Below are 16,445 nucleotides of genomic sequence, written 5' to 3'. Positions count from 1 at the left end.
ACAAAAGACTTTTCAGCCGTGTGTTGAATCGGGCACAGTGAACGCAAATTATCAGGCAGCCTCAAACGACGAGAAACTGTCCGATGCATTCAATTACAGCCCTATCCGACATAACACGCCAAACGACTGCATATTCTAAAATTTCAATTTTCGATTGAGTAAATTGTCCATCACGCACAAACAGCATTGATACCGAAAGCGCAGCGACTTATAACGACGGAAAATACAATCGACGATGGACTGATGACCGAAGAGCGTAATAGCCCGATATTCTTGCTGCAGTCCGCACGGAAGCTGTTCTTGCGTGGCTTCATTTTTGCGGGGTTCATCAGCTTCTTCCTGAACTTTACGACGCTGATCTCGCCGATTTTCATGATCCAGGTCTATCAGCGCGCGATCCCGGCCAAGAGCTACGATACGCTCGTCGGCCTGCTTGTAATCGGTGTCTTCGTCGTCATCCTCTATGGCGTCCTCGACTATATCCGCTCTTGGACTTATGGCGTCATCGCCTACGGCATGGCGCAAAAACTCAATCTGCCGGCGCTGCAGGCGGGCGTGCTGAAATCCATCGAAGGCGGCGTCAATGAGGGCGGCGCCGTGATACGCGATATCGCGGAACTCAGGCAATTCGTCGCAGGGCATTCGATGTCGGCGCCGCTCGACGCGACCTGTGCCGTCATTTTCCTTGTCGCAGCGTTTTTTATCGATCCACTCTATCTGTTGGTCGCTCTGGCGTTCATCGCGGTCATGGTGGTGCTCAACATCGTCAACGACCGCCTGACGCGGCACTCGCTGCAGGCGGCCAATGCGAGCCAGCAGCGCCATCTGCAGGAGGTGGCGAATTCCTTCCGGCATGCCGAAGCCATCGAGGCGATGGGCATGCTGCCGGCGCTCGTCCGGACATGGCGCCGCTCGCAAGCCGAGACGCTGGAATATTCCAGGACAGCCGATGAGCGTGTCCATATCGTGCTCTCGATCACCAAGTCTTTCTCGAAGAGCCTGCAGATCATCACCGTGGCAGTCGGGGCCTATCTGGTAATTTCCAATCAGATGAGCTCAAGCCTGCTGTTTGCGGGCATGGTACTGACCAGTCAGGCGGTCAGCCCATTCGCAAATATGATCGAGGCGTACAATTCCTGGGTCAAGGCCGCTCAGTCCTGGGGCCGGATCAAGAAACTGGTCGAAACCGAAGGCTCCGGACGACAGACGATGCCAGCGCCCGTCGGCGACGGCGATCTCGTGGTCGACGACCTCTATTATCTCCCCGAAGGCTACAGGATTCCGATCCTGCGTGGTATCAGCTTCTCCCTGTCGCCTGGCGAAATTCTAGGTATAGCTGGCCCGTCGGGCGCCGGCAAATCGACGCTCGCCCGCTGCCTGACCGGCATTATCAAGCCGACGGCCGGCGGCGTCTATCTCGATGGCCATTCAACTTATCTTTGGGAACGTGGCTCGTTCGGCAAGGCCGTCGGCTATCTGCCGCAGACGCTTTCCATCATCGACGGAACGATCCGGCAGACCATATCCCGCATGGAGGATAGCGATCCGAGAGATGTCATTCGCGCCGCCCAGGCTGCGGGAATCCACGAAATGATCGGCCGCCTGCCGCATGGCTACGACACGCCGGTGCAGGAGGGTATGCACATGTTGTCCGGCGGTCAATTGCAGCGCTTGGCCCTGGCGCGTGCCCTTTACGGCGAGCCCAAGTTTCTCATCCTTGATGAGCCGAACTCCAATCTCGACAATATTGGCGAGCAGGCGCTCATCCTCGCGATCGAGCAGGCACGCGCACGCGGTGCCATTATCATCATGATCGCGCACCGGCCTTCGGTGATGGCCGTGGCCGACAAGATGATGGTCATCGAAGATGGCATGGTGAAGCAATTCGGCGCACGCACCGAGGTTATCGAAATGATTTCTCCCGAGGCCCGCGCCGCCAGCGATGCGCGCCGCAAAAAGGCGATCCGAGTGGTCTCGAATGAGGGAGAGGCCTGATGCCTGCTTCCATCACTCTGCAACCCTCGGAATATCAACGCACTGCCGCCGGCGCGCTCAGCGACTGGGATGCTGTCCTCCGTGAGGAGTCCGAAGCCACGGCCTCGTTGTTCGCGCCGATGATGGTGGGGATCATTACCCTGGTAATCGGCATCGGTGGCTTCTTCGTCTGGGCCGCAAATACCAATGTCGCGCAAGCCTCCATGGCGCAGGCCCGGGTGATTGTTGAGAGCAGCACCAAGACGGTGACGCATCTCGAAGGCGGGACGCTGAAGGCAGTTCTCGTCGACGAGGGCGCCAAGGTCAAGCAGGGGGAACTGCTCGCGACGTTGGACGTAACGCGCAGTCAAGCAGCGGTGATCCAGCTGCGTCAACAATTGCTGGTCCTGGACATCCGGTTGGCCCGGCTGCTCGCGGAAAAGGACGAGAGTCCCAAACTCTCCTATGACAAGCCTCTCCCCGATGGCGTTGATCCCACAACCGCAGCTCAACTCATCAGCACTGAGGCTAAGCTGTTCCAGGAGCGCAGAAGCCAGTTCCGCGACCAGCTTGGAACCGATCGGTCGCTGATAGATCAGATAGACAGTCAAACTGCAGCCCTCGTGGCCCGGCGCAAGGCGTCGGCCGAGCAGGCGACTATCATCCATCGCGACTACGACTCGCTGGCGAAGCTTGAGCGCCAGCAACTCGTGACCACAAGTGCGTTGAACGAAAAGAAACTCCTGTTGATGGACATCGAGGCGCGGATCGCGGAGTCCGATGCCGGGATCGCCGAAAGCCGGCAACGTCGCAGCCAGGCTGAATTGTCATTGTCGAATCGCCGCACGGACTATTTTCGTATAATTTCCGAGGCGATCCAACAGGCCCAGGCGGATATGGCGCGTGCGCGTCAGGATTTGATTTCCGCGGAAGACGTCGTTACCAAATCAGAAATCCGCGCACCACAGGACGGCGTCGTAGCCAACATCAAGGTCCGTACGCCCGGATCGGCCGTCATTGGTGGCCAGCCAATCCTCGATATCGTGCCAGACAACCAGCCCATGGTCATCGAAGGACGCATTCTGTCGGTGGATATAGACGCGGTCCATGTCGGCGAGAAAACCGAAATCCGACTCGGAACATTTGGCAGCCAGCAATTGCTCCCCCTCATTGGCCACGTGACCTATGTCGCTGCCGATAGCATCCCGGATGAAAAAACGGGCGAAGGCGGCTATCCTATTCGGGTCAAGATCGATGACGGCGAACTGGCGAAACAGCCCAACCTGTTTCTCTATCCCGGCATGACGGCCAATATCTCGATCATCAATGGCAATCGCACCGCCTTGGCTTATCTGGCTATGCCGATATTAAGAAGCTTCCACAGAGCTTTCCGTGAGCAGTAACGCGTCAGTGTCCCCCGATTCCGACTGGATACCGCTCTGCCGCATAGGCGAGCGGATTTTTCTGTCGGCGGCCGATGACGCGGGCCGCCGCGTCGCAGCGATCGCCCATGCCGCGACCCGACAGATGGAAATCACCGTCGGCGAAACCACGCTTAGGCTGCACCAGCTTCCGCAAGGCGATATAGGCTTCGCCCCGGAGGACCTGCCTGACCTCAACGAATTTATCGACGCCGTCGTCGCGGACCCAGCCGAGCAGTTTGCCGTACTCAAAGCGCTTTTTGGCACCATAATGCTGACCTTTCCACTGCGTGCCGATGCAATCTTCATGTCTATTGCCACGGCGCTTGCCGAGCAATTCGGTCAGGCCGCGGGGATGGTGCATTTCGACATTGTCGAAGGCTTCGACACAGCGCTTGCCGTCATTCCGCCACGCTCCGGCTTTCACGAGCAGGATCTGCTCGTCTCGCTCTCAGCGGAGCGGCTATCCCTCGGACGCATCGGACCGATTCGGCAATTTCTTGCTCGCGGCAATCCTCAGCAACGCCTGACGACGATCTCCTTTTCCGGCGCGATTGCGGAAGGCCGATACCTGTTCATCGGACGTGACCGCTTGATGGTTATCGACGTGAACGTGCGGCGGCATACTGATCTTCAAGCCTTTCATGCCGAATGTGTTCGCCGCGACCCGGATTTGCTTTCGCTGCTGACGGAGAGCGATGACGAGGCTGCCGTGTTCCTCAATCGTCTCGGACGGCAGGACGTTCCCCGCCCGATGCTCGACGAGCCATTGCTTGGCCTGCATTTCGCTCTGGAGGATGTGATTCCCCTGGCGAATGGCCTCTTCGTGCACGGCTGGCTCCATGATCCAGACCAATATATTTCCGAGATCGTCGCCGTCGATCACAGCCTGGAAACATCAGGAATTTCCTCATCCTGGAAACTTTTCGAGGCCGAAGCGAACCTTTGGGGCAAGGATCGTCCGGCCAAGCGTTTCGTTTGCTTCATGCCGCGGCAAGCCGATGCCCGGCCGATCGACAATGTCGCGGTTCGCGTCGTTCTCACCAATGGTGAGAACCATTTGCTGAGCGCTGCGACTGCCCCACAGGAGCTCGTCGGTCAACGCCTGCGTATCCTGCGCGGCATTGCCGGTCATGCCTTCACCACAGAATTACTGGAAACCGTGTTCATGCCGGCGCTGGCGCCGATCCAGAAGGCGCTCATTGACCGGCAATCCGTTCGTGAAGTTCGGGACTATGGGAAGAGGTCCAGCCGCGCGGTATCGCTGATCATCCCACTTTATCGCGAGATCGGCTTTTTCCGTTCGCAGCTGATGGCGTTCTCCGTCGATCCCTATATGCGAGCCAATTGCGAGATCGTCTACGTGCTCGACGATCCCGTGCTCGGCCAAGAGGTCGCCTCGCTGCTCGAAGGCTATGCGCTCACTTATCCGCTCGATCTGCGGCTTGTCATGCTGGAGCGTAATGGCGGCTATGCCCTGGCCAACAATATGGGCGTCAGTCAGGCTAAAGGCGACGTGATCGTGCTGATGAATTCCGATGTCATCCCGGCGCATGCCGGCTGGCTGGAAAAAGCACAGGAAAAACTCGCGACATTGCCTGATTTCTCCGTGATCGGGCCGAAACTCGTCTATGCCGACGGGAGCCTGCAGCATGCGGGCATGTATTTCTACCAGCTATCGACCGGCTTCTGGCAGAACTTTCACTTCTGGAAGGGTTATGGCGCTAATTTCGCCCCAGCCAATCGTGAAGGCGTCGTGCCTGCGGTGACTGGCGCCTGCATGGTCATCCGAAAGGCCGACTATCTGGCGGTCGACGGCTTCACCAGCGATTATGTGATCGGCGATTATGAAGACAGTGACCTCTGCCTCAAATTGCGCGATCGGGGCGGCCTGCCCTACTATCTGCCGTCGATCGTGCTGCATCATTTCGAGCGGCAATCCATGCCGAACAGCAACGATCAAGATCTCGGATCGACCGTCTATAATCGAGCGCTGCATACATTGAGGTGGAATGACCATATCGTCGAAGCCAACAAAGCCATGGATTTCACCCGTGTTGAATGAACGTCTCGAACAGGCTCTTGCCGGTCTGAGGGCGAGCGCCGTGCCGGTGCCGAACGAAGAGGAGATCTTCGTCGGACGCGGGCCCTATCTCGATATATCGGCAGAGTTTCTGCGTTACTTCGTCACCGTTGGCGGGCTTGAACCGCATCACACCGTGCTCGACGTCGGCAGCGGCATCGGCCGCATCAGCGCCAGCCTCAGCCTGTTTCTCGATCCCGAGAAAGGCCGCTATATCGGCTTCGACCCGGTCATCGAAGGTGTTGAATGGTGCCGCAAGGCCTACGCCGGCCAACCGAACTTTCGTTTCGAATGGGCCGATCTCTATAACGAACTCTACCGGCCGGAAGGGACGATCCTATCGACCGAGTTCACCTTTCCCGTCGAAGACAAGAGCATCGACTTCGCCATTCTGACCTCGGTCTTCACCCATCTCTACGAGCCCGAAATCGCCGCCTATCTCGACGAGCTTGCCCGTGTGGTGAAGCCGACGGGCCGGATTTTCGCAACCGCCTTCCTCTACGACGGCACCATCCCTTTCCAGTCCGAGTTGCCACATCTCCACTTCGACAAACAGGATGTGCGCAATCCCAACCGCTGGCATGTCGAGGGCTATCCGCCGCTGGCTGCCGTCTGCTATTCAGGGAACTACTTTGCCGATCTGATCCAGGGAGCCACGGGCCGCAAAGCCGATATCCGCAAGGGGCAATGGCGCGGCGGCCCCGGCCCCTGGAGCCAGGATCTGATTCTGATATGAGCCGTAGGGAGGACATGTGACGCCGCCGCGTATATTGCAGGTCGCCCACAACCATCCGCGCTTCCATCCCGGCGGCACGGAAATGACCGCGCTTGCGCTGCACCGCCAGGCATTGGCTTCCGGACTGGACAGCTGGTATCTCGGCGCGCTCGACGCCGACCAGACCCTGCCCAATCTCGGCACCCAGATGATCGCGCTTTCCGACGACCAGCGCGAAGCAGCGCTCTTCAGCGAGGGATTCAGCAGCTTTGCGCTGTCGCAGCTCGATCAGTTCGGCTTCCTGCGCGAATTCCAGGACTATCTGAAGGCGATCCGGCCCGATGTGGTGCACATGCACCATATCCTGAATTTCGGCCTGGAATCTTTCCACGCGATCCGCAACGCGCTTCCCAAAGCCCGGATCGTGCTGACGCTGCATGATTATTACCTGATCTGCGCCAACCACGGCCAACTCTATAAGCATGAGACGCGCCAGCGCTGCCCCGGCCCGACGCTCATCGAATGCCTGAAGTGCTTTCCTGAAAAGCGCGCCAATGATTTTGCCATGCGCATTCTCGATGTCGGCAATGCGCTGAGCCTATGCGACGGGATCGTCTCACCCTCGCACTTCCTCAAGCAAAAGTTCGAGCACTACATAAGATTGCCGCATCCGATCGAGGTGATCGAAAACGGCTATATCGGCGACGCCGACATATCGCTGGCGCCACGAACAGGCACAGGCCCGCTGACCTTCGGCTATTTCGGCAATATTTCCGCGGTGAAGGGCCTGTCCGACCTGCTCGATGCCGCCGATATCCTGGCAAGGCGCGACATGGATTTCCGCCTCCATGTGCATGGCTCACAGCTCTTCGAAGACAACGTGCTGTTCGACCGCATTCAGGCCGCCAGGACGACGCTCGGCGACCGTATCCAGCTCTTTGGTCATTATCTGCCGGAGGACATGCCGCGCCATCTGCAGTCGATCGACTGTCTCGCCTTTCCCTCCGTCTGGTGGGAGAATGCGCCGTTGGTGATCTACGAGGCTTTGCATCACGGCCGCCAGGTCGTCTGTTATCCGCATGGTGGTGCACCGGAAATCCTCGGCCGCTACGGCATGGGCGTCCTCGCAGAGCGATCCGATCCGATGGCGCTCGCCGAGGCCATGGCGCGCATCATCGCCGAACCGAGCCTCGCTGACGCCAGACCAAGCCGACCAATTCCGACCCGGACCGATCTGCTCAAGCATTACCTCGCTTTTTACGGCAATGCCTGAAGCGATGTGTGGGGAGCGACTATTGGACGAGCGACTGAACCTTGCCCCGAACCTTCAACGCGCCAGCAGCCGGGTTATGGCGCCGCTTGGCCAGGACGGTTTTCAATCCCGCTATCCCAGACTCGCCGCGATCCCGCTGCATCTTCCTGCCGGCGAGCCGAACACACCAACGCCTGAACAGCTCTTTCTCACGCTCCGCGAGGACGTTTCCGATCGACGCGATCCAGTCGATGGGTTCATGATGCAGGGCGTTCGCCTTGATTTGCAGGTTGCCGACACGCTTACGGATTTGACCTATCTGGATGACCGAACTGAGGCTGGGGTCGCAGTCCGGGCTGCAATTGCGAAAACCATGCATCTGCCCTTCGCCGATGCCAATTCGCTTTGTCACCTCTCAAATCGGCACAAATATCTCTATGTCGAGACACCGAAAGTGGCCTGCACCGCGATCAAGCACAGACTGCAGACCGCCGAGATCGACGGCGCGCTGGTTTTCCGCAATTACGGAGACGAGCATTTTCCAGAGCTTTCGCCGCTCATGACGCCGCTCGACAGCCCCGATCTCTTTCTTCAGGCGCTACAAGCCGACGACTGGTTCCGCTTCACCTTCGTGCGCAATCCTTTCACGCGCGTTCTGTCGTGCTATCTCGACAAGATCGTCGCCTCCGAACCGGAGCGGCGAAGACTGCTACCTGAACTCGGTCTCGATCCGTCGGTGACCCCGACCTTCAAAACCTTCCTAAGAGCCATCGCCGAGCAAAAGGAAGACGCGCGCGACGCACACTGGGCACCACAAGCCTGGCTCACGCAACCCGATGCCGTCAGCTATCATTTCATCGGCAGGCTCGAACAGTTCGAAACTGACTTCCGCTATGTCTGCGAACGATTGGCCATCCCAACGAATATCGCTGCCGTCCGGCATTCGACCGATGCCGGCGACAAGCTCGCTGCATATTATGGTCCGAAGGAAATCCGCTTGGCACAGTTGATCTATGCGGAGGATTTTCTGCGCTTTGGCTATGACAGCCGCAGCTTGCCGACAGGATAGTCCGTTTCAGCCGGCCACCAGTCTATCCGAGCTGCATAAGCCGGTTTATCAAATTCTCATGCCGCTCTATTGCTATCTCAGCCGACCAGCGTTCGACGATGGTCTGGCGGGCCGACCTCCGCATTGCCTCTATCGCTGGGCCGCCGGCGAGAGCGATTTCGATCCTCGATGCGATCGCATCGGGGTCAAAAAAACCAGCCAGCAGCCCATTTTCTTCATCCGTGACGAATTCCCGGACCGGCGCAGTGTCCGAACCAACCACGGCACAGCCTGTCGACAATGCCTCGAACGCCGACCACGAGAGCACGAAAGGTACCGTCAGATAGACATGCGCCGCCGATACTTGCAGCACTTTGCGGTAATCCCCGTAAGGTAGCGCGCCGGTGAAATGCGTCCGAGCCGGATCGATCTTCGCCTCCGCCATGACAGCATGGAAGTGTTCCTCCGACCCGGGATTCGAAGCATAATAAACCTGTCGATCGCCGACGATGACTGCTTCGACATCCGGATCGCGTGCTTGCACTTTCGCCAGCGCCTCCATGAACGGCTTGAAGCCGCGGAACGGATCGGCGCCACGCGCAACATAGGTGACCACACTGTCGCTGGCGCGCAAGATCCTGCCACCTGGCAGGGCAAACTGCGCTGTTGAATCAGGCCGGAAGAGGCTCGTGTCCACCCCATCCGGCACGATCTGGATCGTTTCACGCATATGCGCCGGAAATTGCGCGCGCTGCCATTCGGTGGGTGAGATCATGAGATCAGCGCGCATCAGGTCGGCAAGCACCGGAATATTCATGAGGCTGGTCATGAAGCGCGAGGCAAAGGGCTGCTCGCCGGTGAGGAATTCCGTGCTGTCAGCGTTGTTGTTGTAAAACCATTCGCAATATTTGACAAATTTGGCCTGCGGAAAGACGTCATGGAGAAAGGCGCCCGTTCCCCAGCCGGTATGGCTGTAGACCAGGTCCGGCTCCCAACCCCGGGCTTTCAAATCCTCCGCCTCGATGCAGACGCTCGCCGCCTCGCGAATAAACTCCTCGGTATCGTGGAGCACATGGTCGGGATCGCGATCCGGCTTCACCTGACGGCCATATTCCAGCGCCTTGATCCCGTCGATCGGCGTCATCGAACGGCCGTCCTTGATGCCGCGATGCAGGGCGATCACGTCATGCCCAGCCGCCAGATAATGCCTGGCCATGCGCTGGAACTGGCCGGGGAAATAATGGTGGACGAACAGGATACGCATTCGCGGCGCACCTAAAACAGGCCGAAACGCTTCTTGCCCTTTTTCTTGTGCTCATCCATCAGTTGTCGCAGCATTTCGTCGATCCTGACGATGAACACCTCGGTCGAGTCGAGCCGCGATTCGAGCTTGATGAGCCTCTCGGCCAAATCCATTGGAAGTTCCGTTGGCGAGGCTGCCTTTGTCGCATCGGACTCCAGCGCCTCGCAACGCTTCTTCAGCGCATCGATTTCCTCTCTGAATCCAGTCAGCGCCTCTCCGTACTGTTCGGCATAGGCCGAGAACATCTCGTCGAAGCGGCGATCGTCATTGGTGGCGACCGGCAGCGGAATCTCGCCGGCCCTCTGTGATTGTGCAACGATCATCAGGCCCTGGAACGAGGTGACATCCTGCGGCGCGGCGATCTCGAAGGCATGGTCGCCACCACCGACGCCACCCTCCCTGAGATCGCGCCGCTCCACATTGGCGACACCGGTGGCGATCACCTTCGCCCCACGCATGATCCGGATCACCAGATGTTCGTCCGGCTGATCCTCATTGAAAGCCCAACCGTAGAACTTGCCGTTCTGTAACTCGTCGACGCGGCCCATCAGCATGTGTTATTTCCCTGTCAGAATTCCAGCCTGGCAATGACCGGCACATGGTCGGACGGCTTGTCCCAACCCCGCGCCTCCTTGAGGATCTCGATTGATCTGAGATGCTGCCCAAGGTCCTGCGATGACCAGATATGGTCGAGCCTGCGGCCTTTGTCGGCAAGCTCCCAATTGGCGGAACGGTAGCTCCACCACGTATAGAGTTTTTGCGGCTCGGGCATGAATTGCCGCATCAGGTCGAGCCAGTTGCCGCGTGCGATCACCTGCTTGAGGCCATCGGTCTCCACCGGCGTATGGCTGACGATTCTCAGCAGCTGCTTGTGCGACCAGACATCGTTTTCGAGCGGCGCGATATTGAGGTCCCCAACAAGCAGAGTCGACACACCCGGCTCCGCCTCGGAATGAACCGCCTTCATCTCCTCGATGAAATCGAGTTTGTGGGCGAATTTCGGATTGATCGCCGGGTCGGGCTCATCGCCACCGGCCGGCACATAGAAATTGTGCAACCGGATCGTCCGCGATCCGACCGTGAACCTGCCCGATACATGCCGCGCATGCCCGACATTGCCGTGGTCGCGGTAATCCAGGTCACTGAGCGGGATCTTCGACAGGATGGCGACGCCATGGTAGCCCTTCTGGCCGTTGATCGCCTGGTGCGCGTAACCCAGCGCCTTGAGCGGCTCGGCCGGGAATTGCTCGTTGGTGCACTTGGTTTCCTGGAGGCAGAGAATCTCGGGGGCACAGGCGTCCAGGAACTTCTCAACGATCGGCATCCGCAATCGGACGGAATTGATGTTCCAGGTGGCAAGCGTAAACAGCATGAAATACTCCGGCAGGCAATTTGCGCCGGACATTAGCAACTATTTCATGGGGTTATAAGCCAAATATGCACGCGTTCGTGCGGGTCTGGACGATTCTCCACAGAGCCTCGATCAGTGAGCCCCGCCCTGGTGCTGCTTCTGCACTTCGTCATAGGGGACGCGGAAGACCTTCTCGTCGAATTTCTGTCCGGTCTGGATATTGAAGATCATCACTGACGTATCCTTGCCCTGGTTGTCAGTGATCGTCCACTGGCGCAGGTCATAGGACTTGGGGTCGAACATCATGGTGATCGTCGAATCGGCGAACACCGATTTATCGCCGAGCTTGATGGTGATCAGGTCCGGCTCTTCCTTGACGTCGCGTACCATCTTGCCGCCAAGGTCGATCTTGTCGGAGAGCAGCAGCGCCAACGGCGTCTTGGACAGCGGATAGATGTCCCAGGTCTTGAGCTTGAGATTGCCGATCACGACCGAGCGTCCATCGGAAATGACTCGCATCGGCGAGGGCGTTTCATAGTTGAAGCGGATCTTGCCGGGCCGTTCCAGAAAGAACTTGCCGCCAGTCTGTTCGCCGCGCGGACCGAACTGCACGAATTCACCCGACATAGTCCGTACCGAAGAGAAATGGTCGGCAATCTTCTGGGCCACTGGCGAGGCTTCGGCAAAGGCCAGATCGACCGGCACCATAGCCGTCAGGAGCGCAGCCAACATGCCACCAAGCACGACGCGGCGCGAAAGCATCAGGCCATTGCTGTTTTCAGCATCAATTCGAACCATTCGGGTCTCCATATCCGTCGTTCCATTTGCAAGGAAACTGGGGCGCCTTCAAGGCGTTCCATCAGCGATGAGGCATATCGGCCGACGCTCAGCGCGCCAGCACGTCCTCTTCGGTTGGCACCAGAATCTCGCGTTTTCCGGCGTGATTGGCAGGGCCGACAATGCCCTCCTTCTCCATCCGCTCGATGATCGAGGCAGCGCGATTATAGCCTATACCCAACCGGCGCTGGATATAGGATGTCGAAGCCTTGCCGTCGCGCAGCACGACCGAGACTGCCTGGTCATAGGGATCTTCGGAATCGGCCAGGTTGGACGTGCCAGCCGGGCCGCTGCCACGCTCGTCATCATCCTCATCGTCTTCGCCTGCGGTGATCGCGTCGAGATATTGCGGCGCGCCCTGGGTCTTGAGGAAGGCGACGATATCTTCGACCTCATTGTCGGAGACGAATGGGCCGTGGACGCGCTGGATGCGCCCGCCGCCGGCCATATAGAGCATATCGCCCATGCCGAGCAGTTGCTCCGCACCCTGCTCACCCAGAATGGTGCGGCTGTCGATCTTCGACGTCACCTGGAAGGAGATGCGGGTGGGGAAATTGGCCTTGATCGTACCGGTGATGACATCGACCGACGGACGCTGCGTCGCCATGATCACGTGGATGCCGGCGGCGCGGGCCATCTGCGCCAGGCGCTGCACCGCGCCTTCGATATCCTTGCCTGCAACCATCATCAGGTCGGCCATTTCGTCGATGATCACGACGATATAGGGCAGCGGCGCGAGATCGAACTCCTCGCTCTCGTAAATCGCCTCGCCCGTCTGCCGGTCGAAGCCGGTCTGCACGGTGCGGGTGATGACCTCGCCCTTCTCCATCGCCTGGCTGACGCGGGCATTGAAGCCGTCGATATTGCGGACGCCGATCTTCGACATCTTCTTGTAGCGTTCTTCCATCTCGCGGACGGTCCATTTGAGCGCCACGACCGCCTTCTTGGGATCGGTTACGACAGGCGACAGGAGATGCGGAATGCCGTCATAGACGGAGAGTTCCAGCATTTTCGGGTCGATCATGATCAGCCGGCACTGTTCCGGGGTCATGCGGTAGAGCAGCGACAGGATCATCGTGTTGATCGCCACCGATTTACCGGAACCGGTCGTGCCGGCGACGAGCAGGTGCGGCATCTTGGCGAGATCGGCGATCACGGGTTCGCCGCCGATCGTCTTGCCGAGCGCCACGGCCAGCCTGGCCTTCGTGCCGTCAAAGTCCCGCGATGCGAACATTTCCCGCAGCGCCACCATTTCACGCGACTTGTTCGGCAGTTCGATGCCTATCGCGTTGCGGCCCGGCACGACGGCAACGCGGGCGGCGATCGCGCTCATCGAGCGGGCGATGTCGTCGGCCAAGCCGATGACGCGCGAGGATTTGATGCCGGGTGCAGGCTCCAATTCGTAGAGTGTGACGACCGGGCCGGGGCGGACATGGATGATATTGCCCTTGACGCCGAAATCGTCGAGCACGCCTTCGAGGATGCGGGCATTCTGTTCCAGAGCATCATTGGAAAGGCTGGAGTCACGGGCCGCAACTTTCGGCTCAGCCAGGAGCTCGATCGGCGGCAGGTCGAAACCGTCACGCGACGGGGGGGCCGGGGTTCGGCTCATCGCCGCGGTCACTTTCGGCTTGGCAGGCATCGGTGCCGGCTGCGCCGGGCGGGCGGGCTGCGGGGCGGCAGCGCGGGGAGCGGCACCGACACGCTGCGGGGCTCGCACGTCCGGCGTCACTTGCCAGTCGCCATCCTCGTCGTCATCTTCGGGCAGGAGACCGGCCGGGCGATGCCGGTCGAGTTCGATCGGCGCGCCATCGTCGTCATCGAGATCCGGGTCCATGTGCGGCGCGGAAATGATGCGCCGGAGCGGCGACATCTGCTTAGTCTCTTTCGGCGCGAACATCGAAGGCTCGACCCGGCCGCCGTCCCGCGCTTCCGCAGCATGCGGCATCAGGCCGAATTCCTCGTCGTTGAGATCGTAGGGCTGCTCGAATTCGCGGCGCACGGGCTTTTTCGGCACGCCGGTCAGGCGGCGAAGCCGCGCCTGCGCCGCGTACCAATAATGACCAAAATAGCCTTGAAGAACGGCAAAGGGCGAATCGCGCTCCTCTTCCTCGACCGGTTCGGCAGGCTGAACCGGCTTGGCCTGCCGCATCGGCATGACCGCCGCGCCGACCTTCTTCTCTGGCCGCGCGGGCTTTTCGGTGTTGAGCAGATTGGCGGCGAAGGCGAGCAGCCAGAGCGCCGGAAGGGCGCAGACAGTGCCGATGATCATCGCGGGGATGCCGCTCGGATAGTGCCCGAGAAAAAGCGCCGGGAATTTCAACACGAGATCACCGAACACGCCGCCCAGCCCGTTCGGGATAGGCCAGGTCGTTGGTGGCTCGACGCAGGAAAGCGCAGCAGCGGCCAATACCGAACCGCCGAACCAGGCGGCGGCGCGCGACAACGGCCGGTAGACCGGGACGTTGATGATCATCATCAGCGACCAGGCGAAGACCGGCAGCAGCGCCATCACGGCGGCCAGCCCGAAGAACTGCATCATGAGGTCGGCAAAATAGGCACCACCAGTGCCAAGTATGTTCGACGGCGGGTGCGATGTAGCGTTGGAATAGCTCGGATCCAGCACGTTCCAGGTCGACAGCGCCGCGACCGCAAGCCCCAGCATGCCGATCAACGCAATCCCGCCGATCGCCTTGGCCTGACGCCAGACGAAGGAAAGGATGATCAAGCGAAGGGAGCGGCCGTGATAGTCCGCCGGAATGCTTTTCGCCATAAATTCGACCCGCCACAAAATCGAAGAATCACTGCCGCAACCGAGAAAAAGCGGCCATGCTGCGCAGATTAATGGCGAGGGGTTAAGCAAGCATTAACCATGCCCACGCCGCGGACCAATGACGCAAATTTGGTTGCTCAGATCACCTTGCGCAGATTCGGCTCTTCGCCGGGAATGGTCTCGTCGCCTTCCCCCAGGTCGATCTGCATCAGCACGGTGTCGACCCATTTGCCGAACTTGAAACCCGACGACGGAAGCCGGCCGACATGTTTGAAGCCGGCATCTTCGTGCAAGGCGATCGAAGCCGCGCCCGCACCGCCGATCACGGCGATCATCTGGCGGATGCCAAGGCTGGCGGTGCGGCTCATCAGCGCGTCGAGCAGGGTGCGGCCGACGCCGAGGCCACGTGAATCCGCTGCCACATAGATCGAATCCTCGGCAAGATAGCGGTAGGCGGCGCGCGTGCGGAACGGCGAGGCATAGGCATAACCCAAAATCCTGCCGCTCTCGTCCTCGGCGATCAGATAGGGATAGTTTTGCCCGGTAATGGTGGTGAAGCGCACGGTCATTTCGAGTTCGGTCGGCGGATCGAGCTCATAGGTGCCGATACCGTTCAGGACGGACTCACGATAGATTTCAGTGATGACCGGCAGGTCGGAGGGGATGGCGTCGCGGACACGGATCTGCATGGGCTACTCCGGATATGAAAAGGGCGGCCTGACGCCGCCCTTTGGTATCTAGGCTCCGAGCCTGTCTTAGTTCCGGTTGCCCATGAAGCGCAACAGGAAAAGGAACAGGTTGATGAAGTCCATGTAAAGGTTCAGCGCACCCATGATGGCCTTCTTCTGCATGACTTCGAAACCGTCGGATTCGAAATACATTTCCTTGATCCGCTGTGTGTCCCAAGCGGTCAGGCCGGCGAAGACCAGAACGCCGATCGACGAGACGGCGAAGTCGATGGCCGGCGACTTCAGGAAGAAGTTGACCAACTGGGCAATGATCAGGCCGAACAGCCCCATGATCAAGAACGAACCGATCGGCGACAGGTCACGCTTGGTCGTGTAGCCGTAGAGCGATAGTGCGCCGAAGGAGGCAGCGGTCACCGCGAAGGTCTTGACGATCGAGGCATCGGTATAAACGAGGAAGATGCTCGACAGCGAAGCACCGACCAGTCCCGCATAGGCCCAGAAGGTGAGTTGAGCCGTAAAGACACTCATACGCTCAATCGCGAAGGAGAGCAGAAACACCAACGCCACCGGGGCGAACAAGATCACCCATTTCAAGGGGCTTGCATAGATGGCGTAACCAAAGGAGGTAAGATTCACATGGCCATAAGCGGCGACGGCGGATTGGGCGTCGGGTGCAACCGCAGCTCCCGCGAAGGCAAAGGCAACGAGACCCGTCAGCGCCACGCCGAGCGCCATCAGGTTGTAAACCTTGAGCATGTAGGAGCGAAGGCCCTGGTCAATGCCGGCATCGGTGCGACCGACGGCCGGATTGCTCGAGCGAGCTTGGAAGTCTCTGATGTCAGACATAAGTCCCTCTAACAAAGCTCCGGTTTCAAGAGAATGTCACGGTACCGGACCATAGGCCACCCATGGCGGTCATCGCCCGTGTGCCGCTGCGGAGCTCCAGCAAGCATATAGAGAATATGGGACGGCTTTCAATTCGAAGCAAGAGGGTTACGA

General features: G+C 59.5%; 13 protein-coding genes. 6 read left to right on the top strand and 7 right to left on the bottom strand.

Annotation, left to right across the window (positions count from 1 at the left end):
* The first annotated feature begins 300 nt into the window (after nt 1-300).
* Genes AC1DYF_RS02755 through AC1DYF_RS02730 form a run of 6 tightly spaced genes read left to right on the top strand, consistent with a single transcriptional unit; the run spans nt 301 to nt 8,514 of the window.
* Nucleotides 301-1,995, top strand: a complete 1,695-nt coding sequence (locus AC1DYF_RS02755) for a type I secretion system permease/ATPase (protein WP_477874984.1) — start codon at nt 301-303, stop codon at nt 1,993-1,995.
* Nucleotides 1,995-3,377 carry an HlyD family type I secretion periplasmic adaptor subunit gene (locus tag AC1DYF_RS02750; RefSeq protein ID WP_477874982.1) on the top strand — a complete coding sequence of 461 codons (1,383 nt, stop codon included), beginning with the start codon at nt 1,995-1,997 and terminating at the stop codon, nt 3,375-3,377. The genes AC1DYF_RS02755 and AC1DYF_RS02750 overlap by 1 nt, the downstream gene beginning before the upstream one ends.
* On the top strand, nt 3,367-5,460 hold the full coding sequence (locus tag AC1DYF_RS02745) for a glycosyltransferase family 2 protein (protein WP_477874980.1): 2,094 nt from the start codon (nt 3,367-3,369) through the stop codon (nt 5,458-5,460). Before AC1DYF_RS02750 ends, AC1DYF_RS02745 begins: the two co-directional genes overlap by 11 nt.
* Nucleotides 5,450-6,214 (top strand): class I SAM-dependent methyltransferase, encoded by a 765-nt coding sequence (locus AC1DYF_RS02740; RefSeq protein ID WP_477874978.1) that lies wholly within the window; start codon nt 5,450-5,452, stop codon nt 6,212-6,214. The genes AC1DYF_RS02745 and AC1DYF_RS02740 overlap by 11 nt, the downstream gene beginning before the upstream one ends.
* 16 nt (nt 6,215-6,230) lie before the next feature.
* Nucleotides 6,231-7,466, top strand: a complete 1,236-nt coding sequence (locus tag AC1DYF_RS02735) for a glycosyltransferase (protein WP_477874976.1) — start codon at nt 6,231-6,233, stop codon at nt 7,464-7,466.
* 22 nt (nt 7,467-7,488) lie between these two features.
* Complete coding sequence (locus tag AC1DYF_RS02730; protein ID WP_477874975.1) at nt 7,489-8,514, top strand: sulfotransferase family protein; 1,026 nt, start codon at nt 7,489-7,491, stop codon at nt 8,512-8,514.
* A 22-nt stretch (nt 8,515-8,536) separates the two neighbouring features.
* On the opposite strand, the gene AC1DYF_RS02725 is transcribed toward AC1DYF_RS02730, so the two are convergent.
* From AC1DYF_RS02725 to AC1DYF_RS02695, 7 genes are all read right to left on the bottom strand, one after another.
* Nucleotides 8,537-9,757: a glycosyltransferase gene (locus tag AC1DYF_RS02725; RefSeq protein WP_477874974.1), complete on the bottom strand. Its 1,221-nt coding sequence runs from the start codon at nt 9,755-9,757 to the stop codon at nt 8,537-8,539.
* 11 nt (nt 9,758-9,768) lie between these two features.
* Entirely contained in the window at nt 9,769-10,350 is a 582-nt protein-coding gene (locus AC1DYF_RS02720; RefSeq protein ID WP_477874972.1) for a hypothetical protein, read from the bottom strand.
* A gap of 14 nt (nt 10,351-10,364) precedes the next feature.
* Complete coding sequence (locus AC1DYF_RS02715; RefSeq protein ID WP_477874970.1) at nt 10,365-11,168, bottom strand: exodeoxyribonuclease III; 804 nt, start codon at nt 11,166-11,168, stop codon at nt 10,365-10,367.
* Nucleotides 11,169-11,279: 111 nt separating this feature from the next.
* Nucleotides 11,280-11,945 (bottom strand): outer membrane lipoprotein carrier protein LolA, encoded by a 666-nt coding sequence (locus AC1DYF_RS02710; protein WP_477874968.1) that lies wholly within the window; start codon nt 11,943-11,945, stop codon nt 11,280-11,282.
* A gap of 88 nt (nt 11,946-12,033) precedes the next feature.
* On the bottom strand, nt 12,034-14,757 hold the full coding sequence (locus AC1DYF_RS02705) for a DNA translocase FtsK (protein ID WP_477874967.1): 2,724 nt from the start codon (nt 14,755-14,757) through the stop codon (nt 12,034-12,036).
* 137 nt (nt 14,758-14,894) lie between these two features.
* On the bottom strand, nt 14,895-15,446 hold the full coding sequence (locus tag AC1DYF_RS02700) for an N-acetyltransferase family protein (RefSeq protein ID WP_477874965.1): 552 nt from the start codon (nt 15,444-15,446) through the stop codon (nt 14,895-14,897).
* A 66-nt stretch (nt 15,447-15,512) separates the two neighbouring features.
* Entirely contained in the window at nt 15,513-16,292 is a 780-nt protein-coding gene (locus AC1DYF_RS02695) for a Bax inhibitor-1/YccA family protein (RefSeq protein ID WP_477874963.1), read from the bottom strand.
* Nucleotides 16,293-16,445 lie beyond the last annotated feature (153 nt).

It is taken from the genome of Rhizobium sp. P2_G9 (assembly GCF_056403475.1).
Note: the sequence above shows the minus strand (reverse complement) of the source record. Positions and strands in the feature narration are given on the sequence as shown.